A 21,015-nucleotide genomic window follows, 5' to 3' on the forward strand; every position below is an offset into this window, starting at 1 on the left:
ATTACTCTTGCAAACCGCGTTCGGCCAGAATGGCTTTGATCTTAGTAACCAGTAAATCAATGGCGACTTGATTTTGGCCACCTTCAGGCACAATCAAGTCAGCGTAACGCTTCGATGGTTCGACAAACTGATGATACATCGGTTTTACCGTTTTTAAATATTGATTAATAATCGAATCCAGTGAACGCCCACGCGATACCATGTCCCGCTTGATGCGGCGGATGACCCGAATATCATCATCAGTATCGACAAACACCTTAATATCCATCATGTCGCGTAATTCTGCGTCATCAAGAATCAGAATACCTTCAAGAATAATCACATCTTTTGGCGCCAGATGAACGGTTCGGTCAGAGCGATTATGAATCGTGTAATCATACACCGGTTGATCGACAGCTTGCCGATGGATCAACCGATTTAAGTGATCCTTTAACAATGGTGTATCAAATGCCAGAGGATGGTCATAGTTAATCTTTTTTCGTTCTGAAAACGGCATGTCACTTTTCTTGTAATAAGCATCTTGCGCTAATAAAAGCAATGAGTGCCCCGAAAAATGATCAAAAATCGCTCGACTCACACTTGTCTTGCCGCTGGCAGAACCACCTGTCACGCCAATCACAATCGGTTTTTTCTGCTGCACCTTGAAAGCCCTCCTCAAAACTCATCCTTCAGCCCAGAAACAACCGCATAAGGACCCTGGTCACAATGACCAAGGTCCTTATGCGGCCAAAGTCCAATTAGGTTACTTATCTGCCGCTGCATTATCGCTGGCAAACTTAGCCGTATTGGCATCATGTTGTTCCCGTGTTGTCGCGTAAAGTACTTCACCAGTTTTAAGGTTAGCAACAAAGTACAAGTAGTCCTTGTCACGTGCATCAGGGCTGAGAACCGCTGTGATACTTTGCTCACTTGGCGAGTCAAACGGTCCCGGTCCATAGCCGGTGTGGACGTATAAGTTGTACGGTGAATCAACGCTAGTATCCTTGTTAGTCAGATGCGTTTTATGCGTGTTCAATGCATACATAACAGAGATATCCGATTGTAGTGGCATCCCCGCATCAATTCGGTTCAAGAAGACGCCAGCTATTTTGCGACGATCATCTTGGGTGACCCCTTCACGCTCAACTAACGATGCAAGCGTCATGACTTCTTGAACGGTGTATTGCTGCTTCTTAATGCTCTTGTAGTAACTCTGCATCACACTGTCTGTCTTGGCAACCATCGCATCCACAAGGTCCTTGACTGTTTCACCAGCGCCAACGTTATAAGTCGCAGGGAAAAGATAGCCTTCCAATCGATAGCGAACTCCTTTTGCATTGGCCGCTGAACTCAGCAATTGCGGATATTTCTTAGCCAATTGATTAAAGAAGGTTTGATCTTTCATCAATGCCAGAAATTTCTTTCCGGTCAGATTTTTGTTACTTTTCGTTAACTTATCCATCGACGTCGCGATTTGTTCGATCGTTGTGCCTTCTTTAACTAGCAATTGGCCCGCAGCAGTGGTGGCACTGCCACCCGCGCGCAAGGCTTGAATCACCGTGCTCATATTGGCGCGTTGTGTCAACTTGTACTGGCCCGCCTGAAAGTCGGCGATATTGTGGAATTTCACATAGTAACTAAAAACAGTGGCGCTCTTAATGACATGTTTGGCTTCCAGCTGCGCGGCAATCTGTTTCGTTGACGAACCCGCTGGCACCGTCACACTAATCGACGTCTTGCCATTTGGATCAACCGGCTCAAGCGCTGAACGGACATAGCGGTAGCCCATCAAACCAACGATCACTAGGACCGCCAATACAATTCCAATAACCCAAGCAACGATCTTGTTGGCTGCTTTCTTTTCACTAGAACGCTGGCGCCGCTTGTCTTGTCGATCTGATGACCGTCTATCCAAAAATGTTGCCTCCTCTAAGGTTAACACGGTCACTGGCACAGAAATCTGCACTTAAGGACCTTGTCCACAATGGCCAAAGTACCGGCCATCGTGCCCAAGGCTGCCTATGTGACGGTTTCTAAACGTGCCTGTGCCCGCTCTACTTAACTATTCTGAACAATAAATCTGAATCAGCAAATATTATACCCAACCAGCGACAAAAATGCGACTGCATCTAGCGAATGGCAGCCCCGATTCCTGTCTGTAACGCCGCCTTCACTTTATCAAACGCCTGCGTCACTTCGTCTTCAGTCAACGTCTGATCGTCTCGACGATAAGTTAGCGTATACGCCAAACTCTTCTGACCCGCGGCAATGTGATCGCCTGCATAAACATCAAACAACGTCACATCCTGCAAGAAGGCACCGCCGTGTTCATGGAAAATAGCCATGACTTGATCGTTCGTTACTTGCTCGTCAACTTGCAAAGCAATATCACGGGTTACTGCCGGGAACTTCGGTGCGGGTTGCGCGATTTTTTCCTGTCGTGGCGCGGCAAATAGCGCATCCAAATCTAATTCAAAAACAAAGGTGGCTGGCAGGTGCTCTGCATGTTCAAAGGCAGGATGCAAGCGCCCCAAAATGCCAACAAGTTGATCGCCGACAAAAATGTTTGCGGCCTGACCAGGATGGAGTTCAGCAACAGCTTGCGTTGCTTCAAAGCGAATCGGATCGGCCAGCGAATAATCACCCAGCAAATGTGTCACAATGCCCTTAGCGTAAAAGAAATCAACGGCTTTCGCAGATTGATGCCAATCTTTTGCGACAACATTGCCAGTGATGGCACCACCCAAATATTCAATTTCGGTTGGCCGCACCTGATCGCCTGTTTTGGTAAAGATCCGACCTTGTTCATAAATCGCAACATCGGTTTCCTTCCGCGCTTGATTATACTTGATGACATTTAGCAAACCACTAATCATGTTCATCCGCAAAACAGCATGATCGGTCGTCATCGGTGAATCGACTTTGGTTGGGAGCCCAGGTTGCAGCTTGAATTGCTCGGCAGCCTCGGCACTTGTCAACGCATAGGTGATGACTTGGGTCAGACCCAATCCTTCTAATAGATGACGTGTACGTCGGATCCGTTTTTGTTGCGAGGTGTACTCGCCAATAGTCATGGTTGTCGTTGGTAACGTACTTGGCAAATTGTCAAACCCATAGATTCGCGCAACTTCTTCCACCAAGTCCGCTTTGATATGAATATCCCACCGGCGCGGCGGTACAGCGACGGCAAACAAGCCATCAGATTCGGTCACATCAAAACCGAGTTGTTCAAAAATCTGCGTCACTTGTTGCTGCGTTAAATCGGTACCTAAAACATGGTTGATATGATCAAGCGAAATATCGACGACAACATCTTCTGCAGAAACTGAAGTCGGGCTAACCGTTCCCTCTGCAACCTGGCCCTCGCTTAATTCAGCCATCCAAGCAACTGCAGCATCTAAAGCACGATTGATATCAGCCAAGTTCGTCCCTTTTTCAAATCGGGAAGAGGCTTCAGACCGTAAATTGTACTTAAGGGCTGTTTTACGGACATTGACTGGATTAAAACTAGCAGACTCAATCACAACGGTAGTCGTTTCTGGCGTAATTTCAGAATTCAAGCCGCCCATGACGCCAGCCAAAGCAACTGGTACCTGCCCATTCGTAATCACAATATCTTGATCATCTAATTCATGTTCATTGCCATCCAGCGTGGTCAAAGGTTCGCCATTTTTAGCGCGCCGCACCACAATCTGCTGGCTGCCTAACTTGGCATAGTCAAAAGCGTGCAGCGGTTGCCCATAAGCCAGCATAATAAGATTGGTCACATCAACAATATTATTAATTGGACGAATACCTGCTAACCACAGGCGTTTTTGCAACCACAAAGGACTTTCTTGAACCTTCACATGATCAATGACACGCAGTTGATAACTCGGAGCGTCTTTGGCATCCTTGACCTCGGCACTCAAAAAGTCGCCGACCGGACGATCACCTTCAGTTAATGGCTTTTCTTCAAAATGGGGTTTTTCTGCATAAGTAGCGCCAACTTCCCAGGCTACGCCCCGCATGCCAAGTGCATCAGCGCGATTAGGCGTGATCTCAAAGTCCAAAACGGCGTCATGCATGCCTAACGCAGCTAAGGCATCACTGCCGGGCTCTAATGGCTCGTTAAAGACATAGATACCATTCAAATATGGTTTCGGCACGACGTTTTCACTAAAACCAATTTCCTGTAAGGCACAAATCATGCCAAGGCTTTCTTCACCGCGCATTTTGCCTTTTTTAATTTTTACGTTATCCGCAATGCGCGCGCCTGGCAGCGCCACAATGACAGTCTGACCGGCAGCAACATTTGGCGCACCGCAGACAATTTGGCGCGGCGTTTCTTCACCGACATCAACTTGACAAAGATGTAAATGATCAGAGTTCGGATGTGGCGTAGCACTTACCACTTTACCGACGACAATCTTTTTCAAGCCGGCGTCTGGATGCTTCACGCCATCAACTTCAATCCCTGTTCGTGACACTTTATCGGCCAGTTCTTCTGGTGAAACCGGCACGTCAACTAATTCTTTTAACCATTCATATGAGACGTCCATCTTAACCCTCCTGGCTGAATTGCGTTAAGAAGCGCAAGTCGTCTGTGTAGAAACTGCGAATGTCGTCAATCCCGTATTTCAGCATCGCGAACCGATCAGGACCAAGGCCAAAAGCAAAACCGCCGTAAACGTCAGCATCAATGTTCGCTGCCCGTAACACATTGGGATGCACCATGCCGGCACCTAACACTTCAATCCAACCGGTATATTTGCAAACCGGGCAACCTTTACCGCCGCAACGAAAACAGGAAACATCAACTTCAACGGATGGCTCCGTAAATGGAAAATAACTTGGCCGCAAGCGAATTGTCCGATCTTTACCAAAAACGTGTTGGCACATGGCCAACAAGGTTCCCTTTAGATCAGCCATGGTTATATGCTTGTCAATGACGAGTCCTTCCATCTGGTGAAACTGATGGCTATGAGTAGCATCGTCGTCATCACGTCGATAAACCACCCCAGGGCTAATCATTTTCAGCGGTCCTTTGGTAAAGTCGTGCTTTTCCATTGTCCGCGCCTGCATTGGACTTGTCTGCGAGCGCATGAGTAACTCATTGGTAATGTAAAAAGTCTCTTGCATATCACGAGCAGGATGATCCTTAGGGATGTTCATCATCTCAAAGTTATAGTGATCTTCTTCAACTTCTGGACCGGTCAAAACTTGGTAACCCATGCCCATAAAAAAGCCTTCAAGATCGTCCATAATTTGCGTGATAATATGTGGTGTGCCAGCCTCAACCGGATCACCAGGCAAGGTCACATCAACGGTCTCTGATGCTAATTTCGCATTGATCACCGCCTGTTCGAGCTGGGCTTTGCGGGCTTCGATCACTGCACTGAGATCGTCGCGAATTTTGTTGGCGAACGCGCCGACTTTTGGCCGTTCTTCAGCGGACAAATCTTTCATGCCGCGCAAAACACCGGTAATCGGGCCCTTCTTGCCCAATAATTGGACGCGAATCTGATTTAATTCATCTAACGACTTAACCTTTTTAATGGTGTCGTTGTTTTGTTGGAACAATTGTTCAAGCTTGGTTTGAAGATCCATGTTCTTCCTCCTTGGTTGCTGACGTGAGGGTTGATACAACTTTCTGATGCATTTGAAGGCATAAAAAAAGTCCCTCTCGAAAAAGGGACGAAGCATCGCGGTACCACCCTTGTTCATGGTCACGAAATAACCATGCACTCAACAAGGTAACGGCTAGGCCGGAGCTTTCTAAGTGTTGCCACTTCAAAAGTCAACTCAGAAAGTGAAGACAAACACTTTGACGATAGACGTCTTGCAGTCGTATGAACGTCATTCCCTATCTCGTCAGCCTGTTTGGGCTTTCGTCATCGTTTTTACGTCTTTTTAGATAAACTAAGCTTAGCAAATTCAGCGCCAACGTCAAGTGGTGATTCGCGCTAGTTAATAAAAAATGTGGTGTCATCACGCTCCCTATGACTTGTCGTTTGCTAGACTCCGAGTAAGCTTTGAAAGGAACTAGACGATGCAGTCCCTAACCTCGGCCGTGCCAAACTCCGCAATCTCCGGCCAGACGGGGCTGGAACGCTGTGACGGCGCTTCGAGCCCGCAAAGCCCGCGGTCTCGAAGTCGCCTAACAACATCAGCGACAAGACCGGTCGCTGTGTTGTTTGCACGGCTGAGCCCCATCTGGCCTACGATTGCTCCGCCTTAGCACTGAAATTTTGAAATCCTGTATCAAATTGTCTATGAGAAACGAAAGACGAATAATTTTCCGCATTTGGAAAACCATTCGTCTGCATTTGATACTTTTGGATTATGCTGAATCCCTACTTCTCGTTAGCGTGGCATTCAGCATCTGTGACCCATGCATCGCCCCATGCGTGTGCAGCGGCCATAACTGAATTGAGGCCGCGGCCTTTGTCAGTTAACGCGTATTCAATCAAAGCTGAGTCTTTGTGGGTCAAGCGATCCACAAGGCCTTCGCCTTCGAGTTCCTTTAAGCGTTCGACCAAGACCCGATCGGAACACCGCGGGATTAATTGCGCAATGTCCTTAAAACGGGAATTGCCATTGTTTAATAAAACTTCCAAAATCAGTCCGTTCCATTTCTTTCCTAAGATCTCAAACGTATGTTGAAATTTTGGACAAAGAGCGACCTGCTGGCTTTGACAATCGGCTGTACTGGTTACTGTTGCATCCACTCTACTCACCTCATAATTCCCATTCACTTACATTTATATAGTGCTAGAATACCACAATGTGAAAATATTACAAGCCAGTCCTCGAGAAACGTTGAAAAATATGGCAAAACTTTCCAGAAAAAGAACCACGGCATTCATCCGTGGTTCCAATCGTCCTTCACAGCCAAATAGCTGCTAAAACTTTGCGATCCTAATTTAAAGCCTTTAAGTGAGTGTGGATCGGATGCCGGAGCTTGTGCATCCATGGTACAACGACTTCATCCATGGCGGCATAATCATCGACAAGTGAAACAACGAAACTTTCCTTATACTTTGGTAAGCCAACCGTTGCGCCCCACATGTGTTTGACGATAATGTCTTTTTCCATCGGTGACAATTCAGTCAGCTTTTCAGCATTCCGCAAAGCAATCCGTGGATGGATGAAGGCATGAGTCCCCAAGTCAAACTTGGTTTTACGCCAATCGTAGTAAAACAGGTCGTGCAACAAGCCTGCCCGGGCGATCGCACGAACATTCAAGTGCAGCCGTTTCCCAATCAGATAACTCTGATAAGAAACACTGATCGAGTGTTCCAATCGGTTAGAATAATGATGTTGCGGGTGTTCTGCCAGTCGCTGGACTTCGGGTTTGGCTAAAAGATCCGCCACATACCCAACGTACTCAGCATCCGATTGCCAATCGCGTTTTTTGCTCAAGACATCTGCTCCTTTTGTGGTTTGATGAACACACTTATAGTATAACAGGTTCTAACCAGAAAGGTCACGTTTGTAAGGGATTCTTAATCCCCGACTAAATGAAACATCATGACTGCTGCAGCAACCGCCACATTCAATGATTCAGCTTTGCCCCGGATCGGAATGTAAAGGTTCGTATCGGTATTTTGTAACAAAACTGGATCCATGCCATTGCCTTCATTGCCCACAATTAAGGCAAATCGTTCGCTCGGTTGAATGCTATGATAACTTTTAGCTTTTTCATTTAATTCTGAGCCATAAACTGGGATGCCGCCACGGTGTAAGGCTTTGATAATTGGCATTAATTTAGCGGAGACAATGCGCACATGGAATTGACTGCCTTGCATCGCACGTAATACTTTTGGACCGAACGCATCCGCTGTCCCATTACCGAAGACCACCGTTTGAATCCCAGCTGCATCTGCAGTTCGCACCAAGGTCCCAACGTTACCCGGGTCCTGAATCGCATCCAACAATAAGAACTGACCACTCAATGGCTCTGGCAATTGTTCTGCGCGGCGCGGCATCACAGCAAAAATGCCTTGCGGGGTCTGAGTGTCGCTTAAATGCTCAGAAACGGATTCAGAAATCTGTGTGATTTTGTCATAAAATGGCTTGAGCGCACGATCTTCAACATACTTTTCGGTCGCATAAATATCATAAGGGGTCTGGCCACTGGCAAGTGCTTCTTGGACCAAGTGACGGCCTTCTAATAAGTAGCGGCCAGCATCCTTTTGATGTTTTTTAACCGTGAGTTTCTTGGCTGTTTTGATTCTGTCATTCTTAGGTGATGAAATATATTCCATGAAGTTCTCCTTATTTTTAAATGGTACTTTGTTTGCTTGATGCCGTTTGGCGGGTTTTCTTCTTGCAAGACAAAATCCAACTTAAGTCTGTTGTCGTTTCTACTATAAGCCTTATGCTACACTAGTATGGACTGTGGAGAAAGCTAAGATGAGCAAATGCTGCTTGACAGCATCTCCAATTAAGAAAGGAAGTGTCTTTTTGGTCAAACTTGCTAAACAAATCGTCGTCCGCGGACGGGTGCAAGGCGTCGGTTTCCGCTGGGCCACGAAGATGATCGCCGACAATCTTGATATTAGCGGCACGATTGAGAATCGGTCTGATGGCTCTGTCTTTATTCAGGCTGCAGGTGAACCGTTAAACCTTGCCAAATTTGTGGCGAAGGTTAAGGCCGGTCCAAACCCATATGCAAACGTGTCGACCTACGAAGAACAGCCGCTTGAAGACGTGCCAAACTTCCGCGGTTTTCAAGTTACCGGTTGAATCCAACCAGTCCATACAGTATAGTTAAACCCGATTACATTTTGAAGGGAAAACATTCATGCACAAGTCGAAAAAATTTGTCACACTTGGGTTGGTGAGCTTGCTGCCGTTGATTTTAGCAGCATGCGCGCAAACCACTAAAAAAGGCACAACCATGAAGCCGCCGACGGATCCGTTTTTTGGCACTTTTTATAAAGTGATCGGACTGCCACTGCAACATTTGATGGAGTGGATCGCCAGTCTGGTTGGCACTGCCAGCAGTTATGGGATCGCCATCATCGTGATCACCCTGCTAGTTCGTCTGATTGTCCTGCCACTGATGCTGCGGCAACAACGAACGATGACGGCTTATCAAGAGAAGCAGAAGATCATCCAGCCACAACTAAAGATCGTTCAAGAGGCTACTAAGCGCGCCAAGACACCTGAACAGCAGATGGCAATGAACGGTTACATGCGGAAAATATACTCAGCCAATGGCACAAGCATGATTCCTTCCATGGGCTGCCTACCAATGCTGATTCAACTGCCAATTTTCTCTGGTTTGTATCAAGCCATCGCTTACTCCCCAGAAATTTCTGAAGCCACTTTTTTTGGCATTCAGTTGGGGCATTCCAATTTTATTGTCACGATTTTAGCAACTCTGCCATACATTGTCGTCAGCTTGATCATGCTGCAAGGCGTACCGCCAGAACAACGTAAAGCCATGCAGACAACTGCCTTTCTGAATCCGATCATGACATTTGTCTTTTGTATGATGTACAACGCCGGATTAGGCCTCTACTTCGGTGCTGGCGGGATCATTCTGATTATTCAACAAGCGATCGTAACCTATGTTGTTACGCCGAACATCCGGAAGCGAATGGATGCTGAAATGGAAGAAAATCCACCGGTTATCGTTGTTGACGAACATACTTTTGATAACTGGGATACGGCAACTGCTGGTGCCACTGGTGCAGCTGGTACAACAGGTAGCAGCAAACCTGCTGATCCAGACGCCATTGATCATGGCAAATTACGTCGGCGTAACGCCGGTAAGCAACAACGTCCCCGGAAATAATCATCAAGTCATGAAATAGCCCTGATCGCAAAATTAGCGATCAGGGCTATTTGTGTACGCGACAGGATCTGAAGCCAAAAGTATTTGATGTCCCCCTGTTTGTTCGCCTCATACAGTGTGGGTTGCTTGATGACACGCTCATATGAACTCACCCTGCGCTTGAAAACAAAAAACCTCAGACAAATAGCTCGTCTGAGGTATAAAACGATTAAAGATTACTCTTGATATGGGTATCAGTTTTGCCTGCTTCTGCGCGCTTAGTGGTTTCCTGTGCAGCCAGTGCTTGGGCTTTAGCTTCCGTGATGGTTGGCAAATCAATTCGGAAAATGGATCCATGACCTAAAGCGGAGTCAACTTCAATTTGACCGTGATAACTCTCAACTAACTGTTGCGCGATTGATAAACCTAGTCCGTTGCCGCCTTTTTCACGACTACGAGCCTTATCAACTCGATAAAAACGATTAAAGATGCGTCGACGATCCGCTTCGGCAATACCTTCACCAAAGTCTTGCACCGCAACGGCGACACCGGAAACGCTGTTTTCAGCCATTGATACGTGAATCTCCTTGCGATCAGTGGAATACTTGACCGCATTGTCCAATAAAATAATCATGACCTGTTCCAAATGATTGCGATACATACGCACAAACGTTTTCTGTTCCAAGTCGTCATCTAATGTAAACGTGAATTCCGGATGAATCATCCGAAAATCACCAACGACTTGTTGCACAGTCTGGTGCACATCAACAACCGCATTTGGAAATTGGATATCCACTTGATCAGCGCGAGTAAGATCTAGCATTTCTTGAATCAGACTCTTCATGCGAGTCACTTCCTGCAATGAGGCCGTTAAAGATTCCGCCAAAACTTCCGGATCATCTTTTCCCCAGCGATTTAAAAGCTGCAAATGCCCTTCGAGAATCGCCACAGGGGTGCGCAATTCGTGGGAAACATCCTGAACAAACTCACCTTGCTGATCAATGTAGCGTTGAATCCGATCCAACATACCATTAAATTCCAGCACTAAATCGCCAAGCTCGTCGTTGCGCTTCAAGGCTGGTATTCGAACCGTACTCTGCGGTTCCTCATTGACAACATCAATAGCATTCGTAATAAGCTTAATCGGCTTGAGAAAGCGCGTCGCCAAAGCATAGCCAATGAGAATAGAAATAAGAATAGCCGCAAATGACAGTCCCATAATGAGTAACGTAATCTCATGCATGGTCGCATGAAATGCCGTCAGTTTATCCGTAACCTGCACATAGCCGATCAAATCCGAACTAGTTGCAGAATAAATCGGTGCCGTACCGACCAAGCCATGAAAATCATCAATATTGGCTTCTTGAACTTCCACGCCATGAACCTTGCCTAATGTAATCGGCGTATCGCGCGATTGAAAAATATTTGTCCGATCAGGTGAAAAAACAGAGACGCTCACATCCGCTTGCGCTAGTTTTTGAATCACGGAATCGGAGAAAATACGATTTTGCGATTCACTTGGCACTGGAATAGAGGTTTGTCCACTCGGCATTGCACCTTCCAATCGCGGCACGACCTGCGCCATCGTTAAGTCACCACTGACTGGGGAAAGTCGTTGGACGACGGTGTTAAGGGTGTCCGTCACGGTTCGGCGTTCCTGATTCACTAAAATCTGCCGCATCGCGCCATAAAGGATCATTGAAAAGGTCACAAAGGTCACAAAAATCCCGACACCTACTGTTAAGGCCCATTTAACCTTTAACGAGATGCGGGGACTTTTTCTAGTTTGCTCAAGCGTTTGTTTCTTCGGAATCATTACGAACGCATAACATAGCCGGTTCCCCGAACCGTTTGAATATAACTCGGTTCACCCGGTCGATCGATTTTATTACGAATATAACGGACATAGACGTCAACAACATTCGTTTCCACGTCAGAGTTGTAACCCCAAACCTTTGAGAGCAAAACGTCACGAGCCAAAACAACATTGACATTTTCCATAAGCGTCAGCAATAATTCGTACTCACGTTTGGTTAATTCAATAATGTCGTCGCCGCGCCGAACAACGCGATTTTCTTTTTCAATCACTAAATCACGATATTTGATGGTTGTCTGCTTAGCGGTGTTGTTTTCGCCTTCAATACTGATTCGGCGCAACAAAGCACGCAAGCGCGCGAGTAATTCTTCAATGGCAAATGGCTTCACAATGTAGTCATCAGCGCCATGATCCAAGCCACTGACGCGATCAATGACAGAATCCCGCGCGGTCATCATAATGATCGGTGTATTCTTCACCTGACGAACGCGCCGGCAAACTTCAAGGCCGTTTAATTCTGGCAACATCAAGTCAAGCAAGATGGCATCCCAGTCCTCTGCCAAAGCCGCTTCCAACCCGGTTCGACCGTTAAAATGCACTTCGGTCTCATAGCCCTCGTGTTTTAATTCCAGTTCGACAAACCGCGCTAAATTTTTTTCATCTTCAATAATTAATATTTTACTCATCAATGGTCTCCTTATACTTATTCGTCTCTGACGCACTCACAGACTGAATCCATTTGTTTTTTCTCATAAAAACATATGCTACGACAGTTTAGCACAGTTTTCTCATTTTGACTATCAGCCGCGCAACGATGGGGCTCGACAAACACAAGAAATCTTTGTTCGGAGACTTTCTCATTTTTCAAAACTGGTAAATTCTCATAAAAAGACCAATCCTTCAAACAATAAATATGTTTGTGAGATTGGTCTTCATTTTTATAAATATGAAGTTATTAAGCTTCGGTATACCATGAATAGTGGTAGATGCCGTCGCGATCGGTTCGTTCGTAAGTGTGCGCACCGAAGTAATCACGTTGTGCCTGCGTGAGGTTAGCAGGCAAGACGGCTGAACGGTAGGAATCGTAATAACTGATAGCGGCTGAGAAGCCTGGAACTGGTACACCAGCCTTGACAGCAACACCAACTAAGTCGCGGACACTTTCCTGATAATTCTTGGCGATATTCAAGAAGTAGTCATCCAGCAATAAGTTCTGCAAATCGGGCTTCTTATTATACGCATCAGTGATGTTTTGCAGGAAACGAGCGCGGATGATGCAGCCAGCGCGCCAGATCTTGGCCAAGTCCCCATATTGCAGCTTCCAATCGTACTTCTCTGAAGCAAAGCGCAATTGTTCGAACCCTTGGGCATACGACATGAGCTTACTGAAGTACAGAGCCTTGCGAATCATTTCAATGGCTTCTTTTTTGTCAACAGAAACATTGGCAACCGGCTTCGGCAATACCTTGCTGGCCTCAACCCGTTCTTGTTTCATGGCACTGATATAACGAGCGTAGACTGATTCAGTAATGACACTCTGCGGTACCCCTAATTCAAGTGCTGACTGGGAGGACCACTTGCCTGTGCCTTTATTGCCGGCACGATCAAGGATCATGTCAACAATCGGTTTGTCACTGCCGAGATCATCCTTGCGAGTCAAAATGTCAGCAGTGATGTCAATCAGGTAAGAATCCAGTTCGCCTTTGTTCCATTCACTGAAAATATCAGCCATTTCTTTGACATCAAGGCCAAGAAGATTGCGCATTAAGTTGTAGCTTTCAGCGATCAGTTCCATATCGCCGTATTCAATGCCATTATGCACCATCTTGACATAGTGGCCTGCTCCGTTTGGTCCGATATACGTGACACAAGGTGCGCCGTCTTCAGCCTTAGCGGAGATGGCTTCCAGAATTGGTGCGACCAGGTCATAGGCTTCTTTTTGGCCGCCTGGCATCAATGAAGGGCCATGCAAAGCGCCTAACTCGCCACCGGAAACACCCATGCCGATAAAGTTAATGCCTGACTTGTCGAGCTCAGCACTGCGACGCATGGTATCTTCAAAGAAAGTATTACCGCCATCAATCAGCACATCGCCTTTATCTAATAACGGGAGTAGTTCCTTAATAACAGCATCTGTACCAGCGCCAGCCTTAACCATCATGATAATTCGGCGTGGTTTCTCAAGTGATGCGACAAAATCTTCAATTTTGTAACTTGGTACCAACTTTTTATCCGGATGCTCTTCAACAACCGCCTTTGTTTTGCTGCCAGTGCGATTGAAGATAGCAACGGTATTGCCGCGGCTTTCAATATTCAGGGCAAGATTCTTGCCCATAACTGCCATGCCGACAACACCAATTTGTGGTTTATCCATGAACATGGACCTCCTCATTCATTTCGTCATTTACTCCTTTTATGTTAGCAGAAACAGCTTGGGTTTAACAGTCAACAGCTAGTTTAGAAGCGGTCAATTTTTCTTCGCTTATTTTCTTTGAAAAAGAAGACGCCGCCTCAGGCAAACAGACAGAATCAGCTTTGTTTCAACTATTTTAAAATGCTATCCCTCTGTGTGAGCTGTTATCACGGTGAAACTGTTAGCATTAATTGTCACGATGATGTGATCAATCTTGACGTACCAATTTTTACCCTTTCGATTCATGATTGCTTCAGGATTCAGAATTTTCTCTTTGCAAAATGCAATGACGTCCCGATTAGTAAGTGAAAGATTGTGTTCAATCCGGATGCGCCCTAGTTTTGTAGTGTGCAATTTGTCTAAGTTTCTCAGTAACTGATTATCAGAAATCATTTTTATATTCACCGCAGCGAGCTTTATTTTTTGAGTCCGCTCCCTTATCAACTGTTTTTGAGTCATGAACCCAACAAGACTTTCTCATAAAAACCGTTTTCGCTACTACAAAAGAAAATGGCATCCTCGCAATACAATTACGAAGGTGCCATTTGTCAATAGATCAAATCGCCTTACCGTGAGCCTGAAGACCTTATTGATCACGATTGATCGTCATCAGGGAACATTCCCTTTAATTTCGTAAAGGGATTGTCCGCCTGTTTTTCTTTTTTAACAGCTTTATCAAAATCCTCTTCAGCTAAAACTTCCCAGTCATCGCCTGAGGGCATATCACCGCTTGCGACTTCTTCTGGTGTCAGGACCTGCATTGGAATGCTCAACAACAGATGGTCCTCAATTGCTGGCAACAGATCCAGTTCAGCATCTTCGAGCGGCATAAGAATTTCGCCGTCCTCATATTGGTCAGCATGACCAGCGTCCGTTAAATAAATTTCGCTGAACGTAAAATCTTGCGGCAGTGTGACCGGCGTCAAACTGCGCGTTGACGGCACAACCAAATTACCCTTTAGATTAACACTGACCAAAAAGTCACCACGATCATAGACAATATCGCCGCTTACCTGAATGGGACTCACGTCAAGAACCTCGGGATCGCGATCCTGTAAATCCGTTTTAACATCTAACGTGGTGCTAAAATGCAACGGCTCCTGATCGTGTTTTATTAACTCCTGAACGGTCCATTTCAACATGTGGTTTACCTCCTTTAAACGCGTTCGTAGGCGCAGAAACCTGCACATAAGAGCCTCAAGCCTCAATGGCCAAGGACCAGCCATTGAGGCTTGAGGCCACTTATGTTCCGGTTTCTAAACGCGCCTACTCACGCTCTGCTCATAAACGCGCTCACTGGCGCAGAAACCTGCGTGTAAGGACCTCAGGCGCAATGATCCAAGTTCGGTCATCACACGTGAGGACGCTTATGCTCCGGTTACTAAGCGCGCCAGTTCGCGCTCTTCACATCAGTGGTCGTCGGCCATAGTTCTGCTCAACGCCACCAATCGTTGTGATTAATCGATCCGCGCGATGGGTCATCGCGAGGACGCCATCCGGTGCAAGCATATCAGCACTGACCTTTGTGAGCAAGGGCCAGTCAAGATCATGCTTGACACTATTGAGATACTGCCGCCCAGTTGGCGTGAACCCTAAAACATGCAACTGCGGGTGTTGCCGTGCCTGATTAACCGCCGTAGCCGTCATATTCAAAGTAATGGCCAACGCTAGCCGTCGCAACCGCGCATAGGTATAGCGTTTCGATTTTACCTGCTTCAAAAAAGCAGTCATGTCTTGCGCGTCATCAATTTTTTGGGTGAAGCGATACTCTAACCCTTCTGCCATGGTTGCGACCAGCCGCAGTTCATTGAGCTCGGCTGTTTGCACGCGATATTTCAACCACGGGAAAAATTGTGCCCAGCTATACTGTTGTTGCTTAGCATAAAAATCGACAAGCTCAGTAGGCACGATGGCTTCAACCGATTGATCAGCACGTAAATACTCACGCACTGTCGAGGCGCTGGCGATGTTGGCTTGAATGCCTACTTCATCATGACCAATCCCACGACGCGCAAATGGTAACAATGTCATCGGCCTCTTCAACGCTAAATTAGCCTTGGCATAACTCAAGCCCAGCATAAAATTAGGATCAGTTTGGGTGATCCCAGCCGCTTTTGCATAAACAGCGTTGAGTTGCGTGGCGTATGTCTGCGTATAATCGCGAAATCCATCCTCAGTTAACGCTGCTGTCGCCAGTTTTTCAGCTAAATCCGCATAAGCAACTTCAGGATGCTCAGTACCAAAGGCTAAAGTGTTGACACCCATGGCGGCCAACGCGGTCACACCGGCTTCAGCAAACTGGTCAGCGGCCTGAACGGCTCCGGTCACCGGCAACTCAACGACAATGTCTGCACCATGCTGCAAAGCCGCCTGCGCCCGAACCCATTTATCAAAAATAGCCGGCTCCCCGCGTTGTACATAGTTACCAGACATCACGACAACGACAACATCTGCTTGCGCCAGCTTTCGCGCTTGTGCCAAGGCATATGCATGACCCGTATGAAATGGATTAAATTCAGCAATCATCCCAACTGTCTGCATGGCCGCCTCCTAAACTGCAAGATCATCATGGTCATTCATTTTTTCTTCGCATGAAAAAACCAGCGTGTGCTGTCCGCCTGAATTGGCTGACGGCCAAAATCAGCTGTCACTTCAATTTTTTCAAACCCACTTGCGGTTAAGGCATCGAGATAGTCGTTAATCGGATAAGTTCGTTCTTTATGGGTTTCCGTAAGCGGTTTATAGGCATCCAGGCCTTCATCATAAAGAAAGAACGTTAAATCATGCTCAACACTATGCGGCACCTCACCTACGAAACTGTGCCATAAAAAGGCAAAATCATCGGTCTGATAATTGTACATATAACCAGGAAAAATCTGATCCATTTGATATAGCGAGTGCGCATCGAAAAGAAAGTCCCCGCCCGGCGGCAACAAAGATGCTACCTGAGTGAAGACTTGCTGAACTTCTTCAAGATTCGCCATATAACAAATGGAATCGTCAAAACATGTCACGACCGGAAACGGTGGTAAATCACTCAAATCACGCATGTCGCCTTGAATAAGAGCCAGTTGGGCATCGGCTTCCTCAGCCTTTTCTGCCGCCAGCGACAACATTTCGTCCGATAAATCAAAGTCGGTCACCTGATAGCCGGCTTGCGCCAACAACACAGCCAAGAAACCCGAACCGCCTGCCAACTCCAAGATAGGCTGACCAGCTGGTGCAATCCGCTTCGTGACATAATCCCGCCACTGCGAATAGAGTGATTGATCCATCAGTTTGTCGTAAACTTCGGCAAACGTTTGATAAATCATGCTTCAACCCACTGATCTACTTCAACCAGCGGTGCTTCCTGCCATAACTTTTCAAGGTTGTAGAATTGGCGTTCTTCTGGCATGAAGACGTGCACGACAACATCGTTCATGTCAATCAGCATCCATTTCGATCCTTTTTGGCCTTCAATACGACGAATCGTAACGCCGGCTTCTTCTTCTTTATCCTCAATTTCATCGACAATCGCTTGCACTTGTCGATCTGAAGTACCGCTCATAATGACAAAGTAGTCAGCTAATAAACTGACACCGCGCATATCTAGCGCCACAATGTCTTCAGCACGCTTAGAATCACCTGCTTTGACAGCAACTTCCAACATCGTTTTTGAATCAATCATAAATTACTCCTTTGTTAAGAATGCGTTATAAGTTAATAGTGTCTTTGGAAAAACGAGTTTGCGCGCACCAATGAGATAAGTCAAGGTATTCTCCAATTCAATTCGACTAGCTTCTTCCAAGTTCGTTTCCGCTGCCTTACGCGCCTTTGCTTCAACCGGCAAAGATCGCGCCGGTTCGATAAAATCACCAACAAAAATGATTTCATCAAGCTTGGTCATTTCCGGATCACCTGTCGTGTGCCGCGCAATGGCAGTCAATACTTGCTTATCAGTAATGCCGACCTCTGTTTGAATGAAATGAACGCCGACAACACCATGCCAAACGCCGCGGCCATATTGCAACAAATCCGGATCGAAACCATCTTCAATAATCACGCGTTTATAGGTCTCAACTGGAATCTCTTTACCATAATCGTGCAGTAAACCTGCTAAGCCTGCGCGATCAACGTCTTGATCAAAACGCTTGGCCAATTCAATGGCAGTCGCTTCGACCCGCAAACAATGCTCATAACGCGGTTCATCGAGCCGATTGTGCAGCCGATTTAAAATTTCCTCACGACTTAAGCCATGTGTCAGACTTGCCGGATATTGATGTTCACTCACGATATAATCCCTCTTTTTGAATATAATCAATTACTGAATCAGGTACCAGATACTTCAAACTTCGGCCATTTTCGACCCGATCACGCACATCAGTTGAGCTGATATCAATCAAAGGCGCATCCACCCACAGAATTGGATAACGACTAGCTGGCGTATACCCACGCCGTTTAACACCGACAAATGTCACCAATTTGACAAGTTCGTCAATGTGCGACCACTTTGGCAGATAATCCACCATATCGGCTCCAATAATGAAATAATAATCGGTGTCTGGATGTAACCGGTGCAGCTCCAATATCGTCTCATAAGTGTAGCTGACACCGCCTCGTCGGATTTCAATCCCTTCCAATCCAAAAAGCGGATTGTCCGCGATAGCTAGTTGCACCATATTCACACGATGCCGCGCTGAAATGGCAGTTTTAGTGTCGACATGCGGTGGTTGATTATCGGGCATAAAATAAACTTTTTCTAATCCCAACTCCGTGCCAGCTGCTTCGGCCATGATTAAATGACCGTTGTGAATCGGATTAAAAGTCCCACCAAATAGGCCAATCTGTTTTCGCCGATGCTGGCCAAGAATCTGCTCGCGCATTTCAACGGAGATCACGGGCTGGGTCAATGTGACACTCTGCGTCTTCTCCATAGTGATCCTCTTAGCGTGCGTTAACTTCCAGGCTAATTTTTCGATGATCTTTCTTCTCAGCCTGCTTATAGACAACAACCGTGTGACCAATGATTTGGGCGATCTCCACACCTTGAATGGCCGCCTGTAAGGTATCGGCTACCTCTTGCGGTGTATCATCGGCAGCCGGCAGTAAACTGATTTTAACTAGTTCCCGCGCTTCGAGGGCATCTTTCACCCCAGCCACAAACGTGTCACCTAAACCGTTCTTACCAACATTGATTAACGGCTTCGTGGTCATCGCCAAACTGCGTAAATATCGTTTCTGTTTCCCTGTTAACATCAATAACGCTCCTCTAACCGTGTCGGCAGGCATAGCTCTTTAAACACAACTGGCTGAGTGCCTCGTTGTGGTCATGGATACTTACCGCCGTACACGTTTTACTTCGACATGATTAATTATGATACGAAAGATAGTTTTTCTAAATGAACGCACGCCGTAACAAAACATCCACACCTTTTGGCGCATAGCCGGCAACCGTAACACCAGCAGGCACAGTGATCCAGCCTAACCCGGCGAAAACTAAGTCGGCTTTTTCCTTTGGGGTGAATTCAAACCGAACCAATGGCGGAAAGTCTGGCACTTCATCCGCCTGTGGTGGTGACAGTAAACCGCCCACATGCTTCTGATAGAAATCATCCGCATTTTCTAACTTGGTGCGATGCAGTGTCAACTGATTATCAGTGTAAATAACGAAACTGTTGCGACCTCCGCGAAGGTAATCAAATCGCGCTAAACCGCCAAGAAAAATAGTTTGGCCTTCATTCAATTGATAGGTTGCTGGCTTGATGACGGAAGTCGGTGAGACTAATTTTAAGTCTTTAGGGCCGACAAAGTGTGCCATCTGATGCCGATGAATGATCCCTGGTGTATCAATCAATGATTGGCCATCATCCAGCGGGATCATAATGCGATCCAACGTCGTTCCCGGAAAACGCGACGTGGTAATCAAATCCTCAACGCCAGTCAATTCTTTTATAATTCGATTGATCAAAGTAGATTTACCAGTATTCGTCACGCCTACCACATAAACGTCTCGATGATCACGATATTTTTCAATGGCATCCAACAGCTCATCAACGCCAAAACCTTTTTTAGCGCTGGCCAGCATCGTGACTACCGGACGCAACCCTTGTGCCTTTGCCTGCTGCTGTAACCAATTCTTCAATCGATTCGGGTTAAGCGACTTCGGCAACACATCGGCTTTGTTCCCGACAAGAATGACTGGGTTGTCACCCACAAAACGATGCAGTCCAGGGATGACACTGCCATTGAAATCAAAAATATCGATGACGTTGACAATCAACGCATTACTTTCACCGATGGCATTCAACAAGCGTAAAAAATCATCGTCCGTCAACGTCACCGGCGCAATTTCGTTGTAGTGCCGCAACCGAAAACAGCGCTGGCAATAAATCTCGTCATCAGGATCGGCCTTGCTTAAAGTGGCTTTTGGCAAGTATCCCGGCTTTTTGGGATCAGTTGTCTGCAAAATAGCGCCGCAGCCTATGCAACGGCGCTCTGTTTCAGTGTTCGTGGTATCCATGAATATCCTCCTGATAATCCAAATGCCGTTTCTTAGCGAGTGCTTTAAAAACGTAACCTTCAAAGTAACGATTAATTCTGGTGTTCCACGCATCACTTTGAACAAGTGGCTGGGTTAAAACGGTTCGCACACCAGCAAGATTGCCTGCCCAAATATCGGTCAGCAATTGGTCGCCAACCATCACCACTTCAGATCGCTTAAGCCCTAATTGTTTGCGCGCTTTCGTGATACCCACAGGAAGCGGCTTCAAAGCACGAGCAACATATGCCACACCCAGCTTGGCCATTGCCTTGTGGATTCGATTTGCATTGTTATTCGAGACGACCACCACTTTAATCCCGCTATTGCGCAAGTCCGTCAGCCAGCGAGTCAGTGTTTCAGTGCCTTCGGGATGATCCCACGCCATCAACGTATTATCTAGATCCGTCAAGACCGCCTTAATCCCTTGTTGTTTCAAGCTGGCAGGTGTCAAACTGAAAATATTCGTTACCAGCCAAGTCGGCTCAAAAACTGCCACAAATCTTGTCCCCTCTCCGGTT

22 protein-coding genes are annotated in these 21,015 nt (G+C 46.5%); 2 read left to right on the forward strand and 20 right to left on the reverse strand.

Annotated features, from left to right (window positions below; genetic code table 11):
* Nucleotide 1: 1 nt before the first annotated feature.
* From udk to LBPC_RS08260, 7 genes are all read right to left on the reverse strand, one after another.
* Nucleotides 2-640, reverse strand: coding sequence for a uridine kinase (gene udk, locus LBPC_RS08230; RefSeq protein WP_003575382.1), 639 nt, complete (start codon nucleotides 638-640; stop codon nucleotides 2-4).
* Nucleotides 641-742: 102 nt separating this feature from the next.
* On the reverse strand, nucleotides 743-1,894 hold the full coding sequence (mltG, locus tag LBPC_RS08235; protein WP_003594791.1) for an endolytic transglycosylase MltG: 1,152 nt from the start codon (nucleotides 1,892-1,894) through the stop codon (nucleotides 743-745).
* Between the two features lie 214 nt (nucleotides 1,895-2,108).
* On the reverse strand, nucleotides 2,109-4,520 hold the full coding sequence (gene pheT / locus LBPC_RS08240; RefSeq protein WP_003660656.1) for a phenylalanine--tRNA ligase subunit beta: 2,412 nt from the start codon (nucleotides 4,518-4,520) through the stop codon (nucleotides 2,109-2,111).
* A gap of 1 nt (nucleotide 4,521) precedes the next feature.
* The gene (pheS, locus tag LBPC_RS08245) at nucleotides 4,522-5,568 is read right to left on the reverse strand and encodes a phenylalanine--tRNA ligase subunit alpha (protein WP_003564587.1); all 1,047 of its coding nucleotides are present in this window, start codon (nucleotides 5,566-5,568) and stop codon (nucleotides 4,522-4,524) included.
* 746 nt (nucleotides 5,569-6,314) lie between these two features.
* Nucleotides 6,315-6,689: a winged helix-turn-helix transcriptional regulator gene (locus LBPC_RS08250; protein ID WP_003564585.1), complete on the reverse strand. Its 375-nt coding sequence runs from the start codon at nucleotides 6,687-6,689 to the stop codon at nucleotides 6,315-6,317.
* 190 nt (nucleotides 6,690-6,879) lie between these two features.
* A complete protein-coding gene (locus LBPC_RS08255) occupies nucleotides 6,880-7,383 on the reverse strand; it encodes an HD domain-containing protein (protein ID WP_003564583.1) in 504 nt (167 codons plus the stop codon).
* 83 nt (nucleotides 7,384-7,466) lie between these two features.
* Nucleotides 7,467-8,228 (reverse strand): TrmH family RNA methyltransferase, encoded by a 762-nt coding sequence (locus tag LBPC_RS08260; RefSeq protein WP_003564581.1) that lies wholly within the window; start codon nucleotides 8,226-8,228, stop codon nucleotides 7,467-7,469.
* 199 nt (nucleotides 8,229-8,427) lie between these two features.
* On the opposite strand from LBPC_RS08260, the gene LBPC_RS08265 reads away from it, so the two are divergent.
* Together LBPC_RS08265 and yidC are read left to right on the forward strand one after the other, a co-directional pair.
* Nucleotides 8,428-8,709 carry an acylphosphatase gene (locus LBPC_RS08265; protein WP_003564577.1) on the forward strand — a complete coding sequence of 94 codons (282 nt, stop codon included), beginning with the start codon at nucleotides 8,428-8,430 and terminating at the stop codon, nucleotides 8,707-8,709.
* Nucleotides 8,710-8,767: 58 nt separating this feature from the next.
* Nucleotides 8,768-9,766, forward strand: coding sequence for a membrane protein insertase YidC (gene yidC, locus LBPC_RS08270; RefSeq protein WP_003564567.1), 999 nt, complete (start codon nucleotides 8,768-8,770; stop codon nucleotides 9,764-9,766).
* Nucleotides 9,767-9,974: 208 nt separating this feature from the next.
* On the opposite strand, the gene LBPC_RS08275 is transcribed toward yidC, so the two are convergent.
* From LBPC_RS08275 to LBPC_RS08335, 13 genes are all read right to left on the reverse strand, one after another.
* The gene (locus tag LBPC_RS08275) at nucleotides 9,975-11,561 is read right to left on the reverse strand and encodes a HAMP domain-containing sensor histidine kinase (RefSeq protein WP_041091517.1); all 1,587 of its coding nucleotides are present in this window, start codon (nucleotides 11,559-11,561) and stop codon (nucleotides 9,975-9,977) included.
* Nucleotides 11,561-12,247, reverse strand: coding sequence for a response regulator transcription factor (locus LBPC_RS08280; protein ID WP_003565833.1), 687 nt, complete (start codon nucleotides 12,245-12,247; stop codon nucleotides 11,561-11,563). The genes LBPC_RS08275 and LBPC_RS08280 overlap by 1 nt, the downstream gene beginning before the upstream one ends.
* A 269-nt stretch (nucleotides 12,248-12,516) precedes the next feature.
* Nucleotides 12,517-13,935, reverse strand: coding sequence for an NADP-dependent phosphogluconate dehydrogenase (gene gndA, locus LBPC_RS08285; protein WP_003575396.1), 1,419 nt, complete (start codon nucleotides 13,933-13,935; stop codon nucleotides 12,517-12,519).
* A gap of 183 nt (nucleotides 13,936-14,118) precedes the next feature.
* Entirely contained in the window at nucleotides 14,119-14,433 is a 315-nt protein-coding gene (locus LBPC_RS08290) for a DUF3781 domain-containing protein (RefSeq protein ID WP_003660646.1), read from the reverse strand.
* A gap of 134 nt (nucleotides 14,434-14,567) precedes the next feature.
* Nucleotides 14,568-15,116 carry a YceD family protein gene (locus tag LBPC_RS08295; RefSeq protein WP_016368938.1) on the reverse strand — a complete coding sequence of 183 codons (549 nt, stop codon included), beginning with the start codon at nucleotides 15,114-15,116 and terminating at the stop codon, nucleotides 14,568-14,570.
* A 262-nt stretch (nucleotides 15,117-15,378) separates the two neighbouring features.
* The gene (locus LBPC_RS08300) at nucleotides 15,379-16,515 is read right to left on the reverse strand and encodes a nucleotidyltransferase (protein ID WP_003660642.1); all 1,137 of its coding nucleotides are present in this window, start codon (nucleotides 16,513-16,515) and stop codon (nucleotides 15,379-15,381) included.
* Nucleotides 16,516-16,550: 35 nt separating this feature from the next.
* On the reverse strand, nucleotides 16,551-17,288 hold the full coding sequence (locus LBPC_RS08305; RefSeq protein ID WP_003660639.1) for a class I SAM-dependent DNA methyltransferase: 738 nt from the start codon (nucleotides 17,286-17,288) through the stop codon (nucleotides 16,551-16,553).
* A complete protein-coding gene (gene rsfS, locus LBPC_RS08310) occupies nucleotides 17,285-17,644 on the reverse strand; it encodes a ribosome silencing factor (protein ID WP_003565844.1) in 360 nt (119 codons plus the stop codon). Before rsfS ends, LBPC_RS08305 begins: the two co-directional genes overlap by 4 nt.
* A 3-nt stretch (nucleotides 17,645-17,647) precedes the next feature.
* Nucleotides 17,648-18,247, reverse strand: a complete 600-nt coding sequence (yqeK, locus tag LBPC_RS08315) for a bis(5'-nucleosyl)-tetraphosphatase (symmetrical) YqeK (protein ID WP_003565845.1) — start codon at nucleotides 18,245-18,247, stop codon at nucleotides 17,648-17,650.
* Nucleotides 18,240-18,890 (reverse strand): nicotinate-nucleotide adenylyltransferase, encoded by a 651-nt coding sequence (locus tag LBPC_RS08320; protein WP_003660637.1) that lies wholly within the window; start codon nucleotides 18,888-18,890, stop codon nucleotides 18,240-18,242. The genes yqeK and LBPC_RS08320 overlap by 8 nt, the downstream gene beginning before the upstream one ends.
* A gap of 10 nt (nucleotides 18,891-18,900) precedes the next feature.
* Complete coding sequence (yhbY, locus tag LBPC_RS08325) at nucleotides 18,901-19,212, reverse strand: ribosome assembly RNA-binding protein YhbY (protein WP_003565850.1); 312 nt, start codon at nucleotides 19,210-19,212, stop codon at nucleotides 18,901-18,903.
* A gap of 139 nt (nucleotides 19,213-19,351) precedes the next feature.
* Complete coding sequence (gene yqeH, locus LBPC_RS08330; RefSeq protein WP_003594812.1) at nucleotides 19,352-20,476, reverse strand: ribosome biogenesis GTPase YqeH; 1,125 nt, start codon at nucleotides 20,474-20,476, stop codon at nucleotides 19,352-19,354.
* Nucleotides 20,457-20,993 carry a YqeG family HAD IIIA-type phosphatase gene (locus tag LBPC_RS08335; RefSeq protein ID WP_003565854.1) on the reverse strand — a complete coding sequence of 179 codons (537 nt, stop codon included), beginning with the start codon at nucleotides 20,991-20,993 and terminating at the stop codon, nucleotides 20,457-20,459. Before LBPC_RS08335 ends, yqeH begins: the two co-directional genes overlap by 20 nt.
* Nucleotides 20,994-21,015 lie beyond the last annotated feature (22 nt).

It is taken from the genome of Lacticaseibacillus paracasei subsp. paracasei, from assembly GCF_000829035.1.
Classification (GTDB): Bacteria; Bacillota; Bacilli; order Lactobacillales; family Lactobacillaceae; genus Lacticaseibacillus; species Lacticaseibacillus paracasei.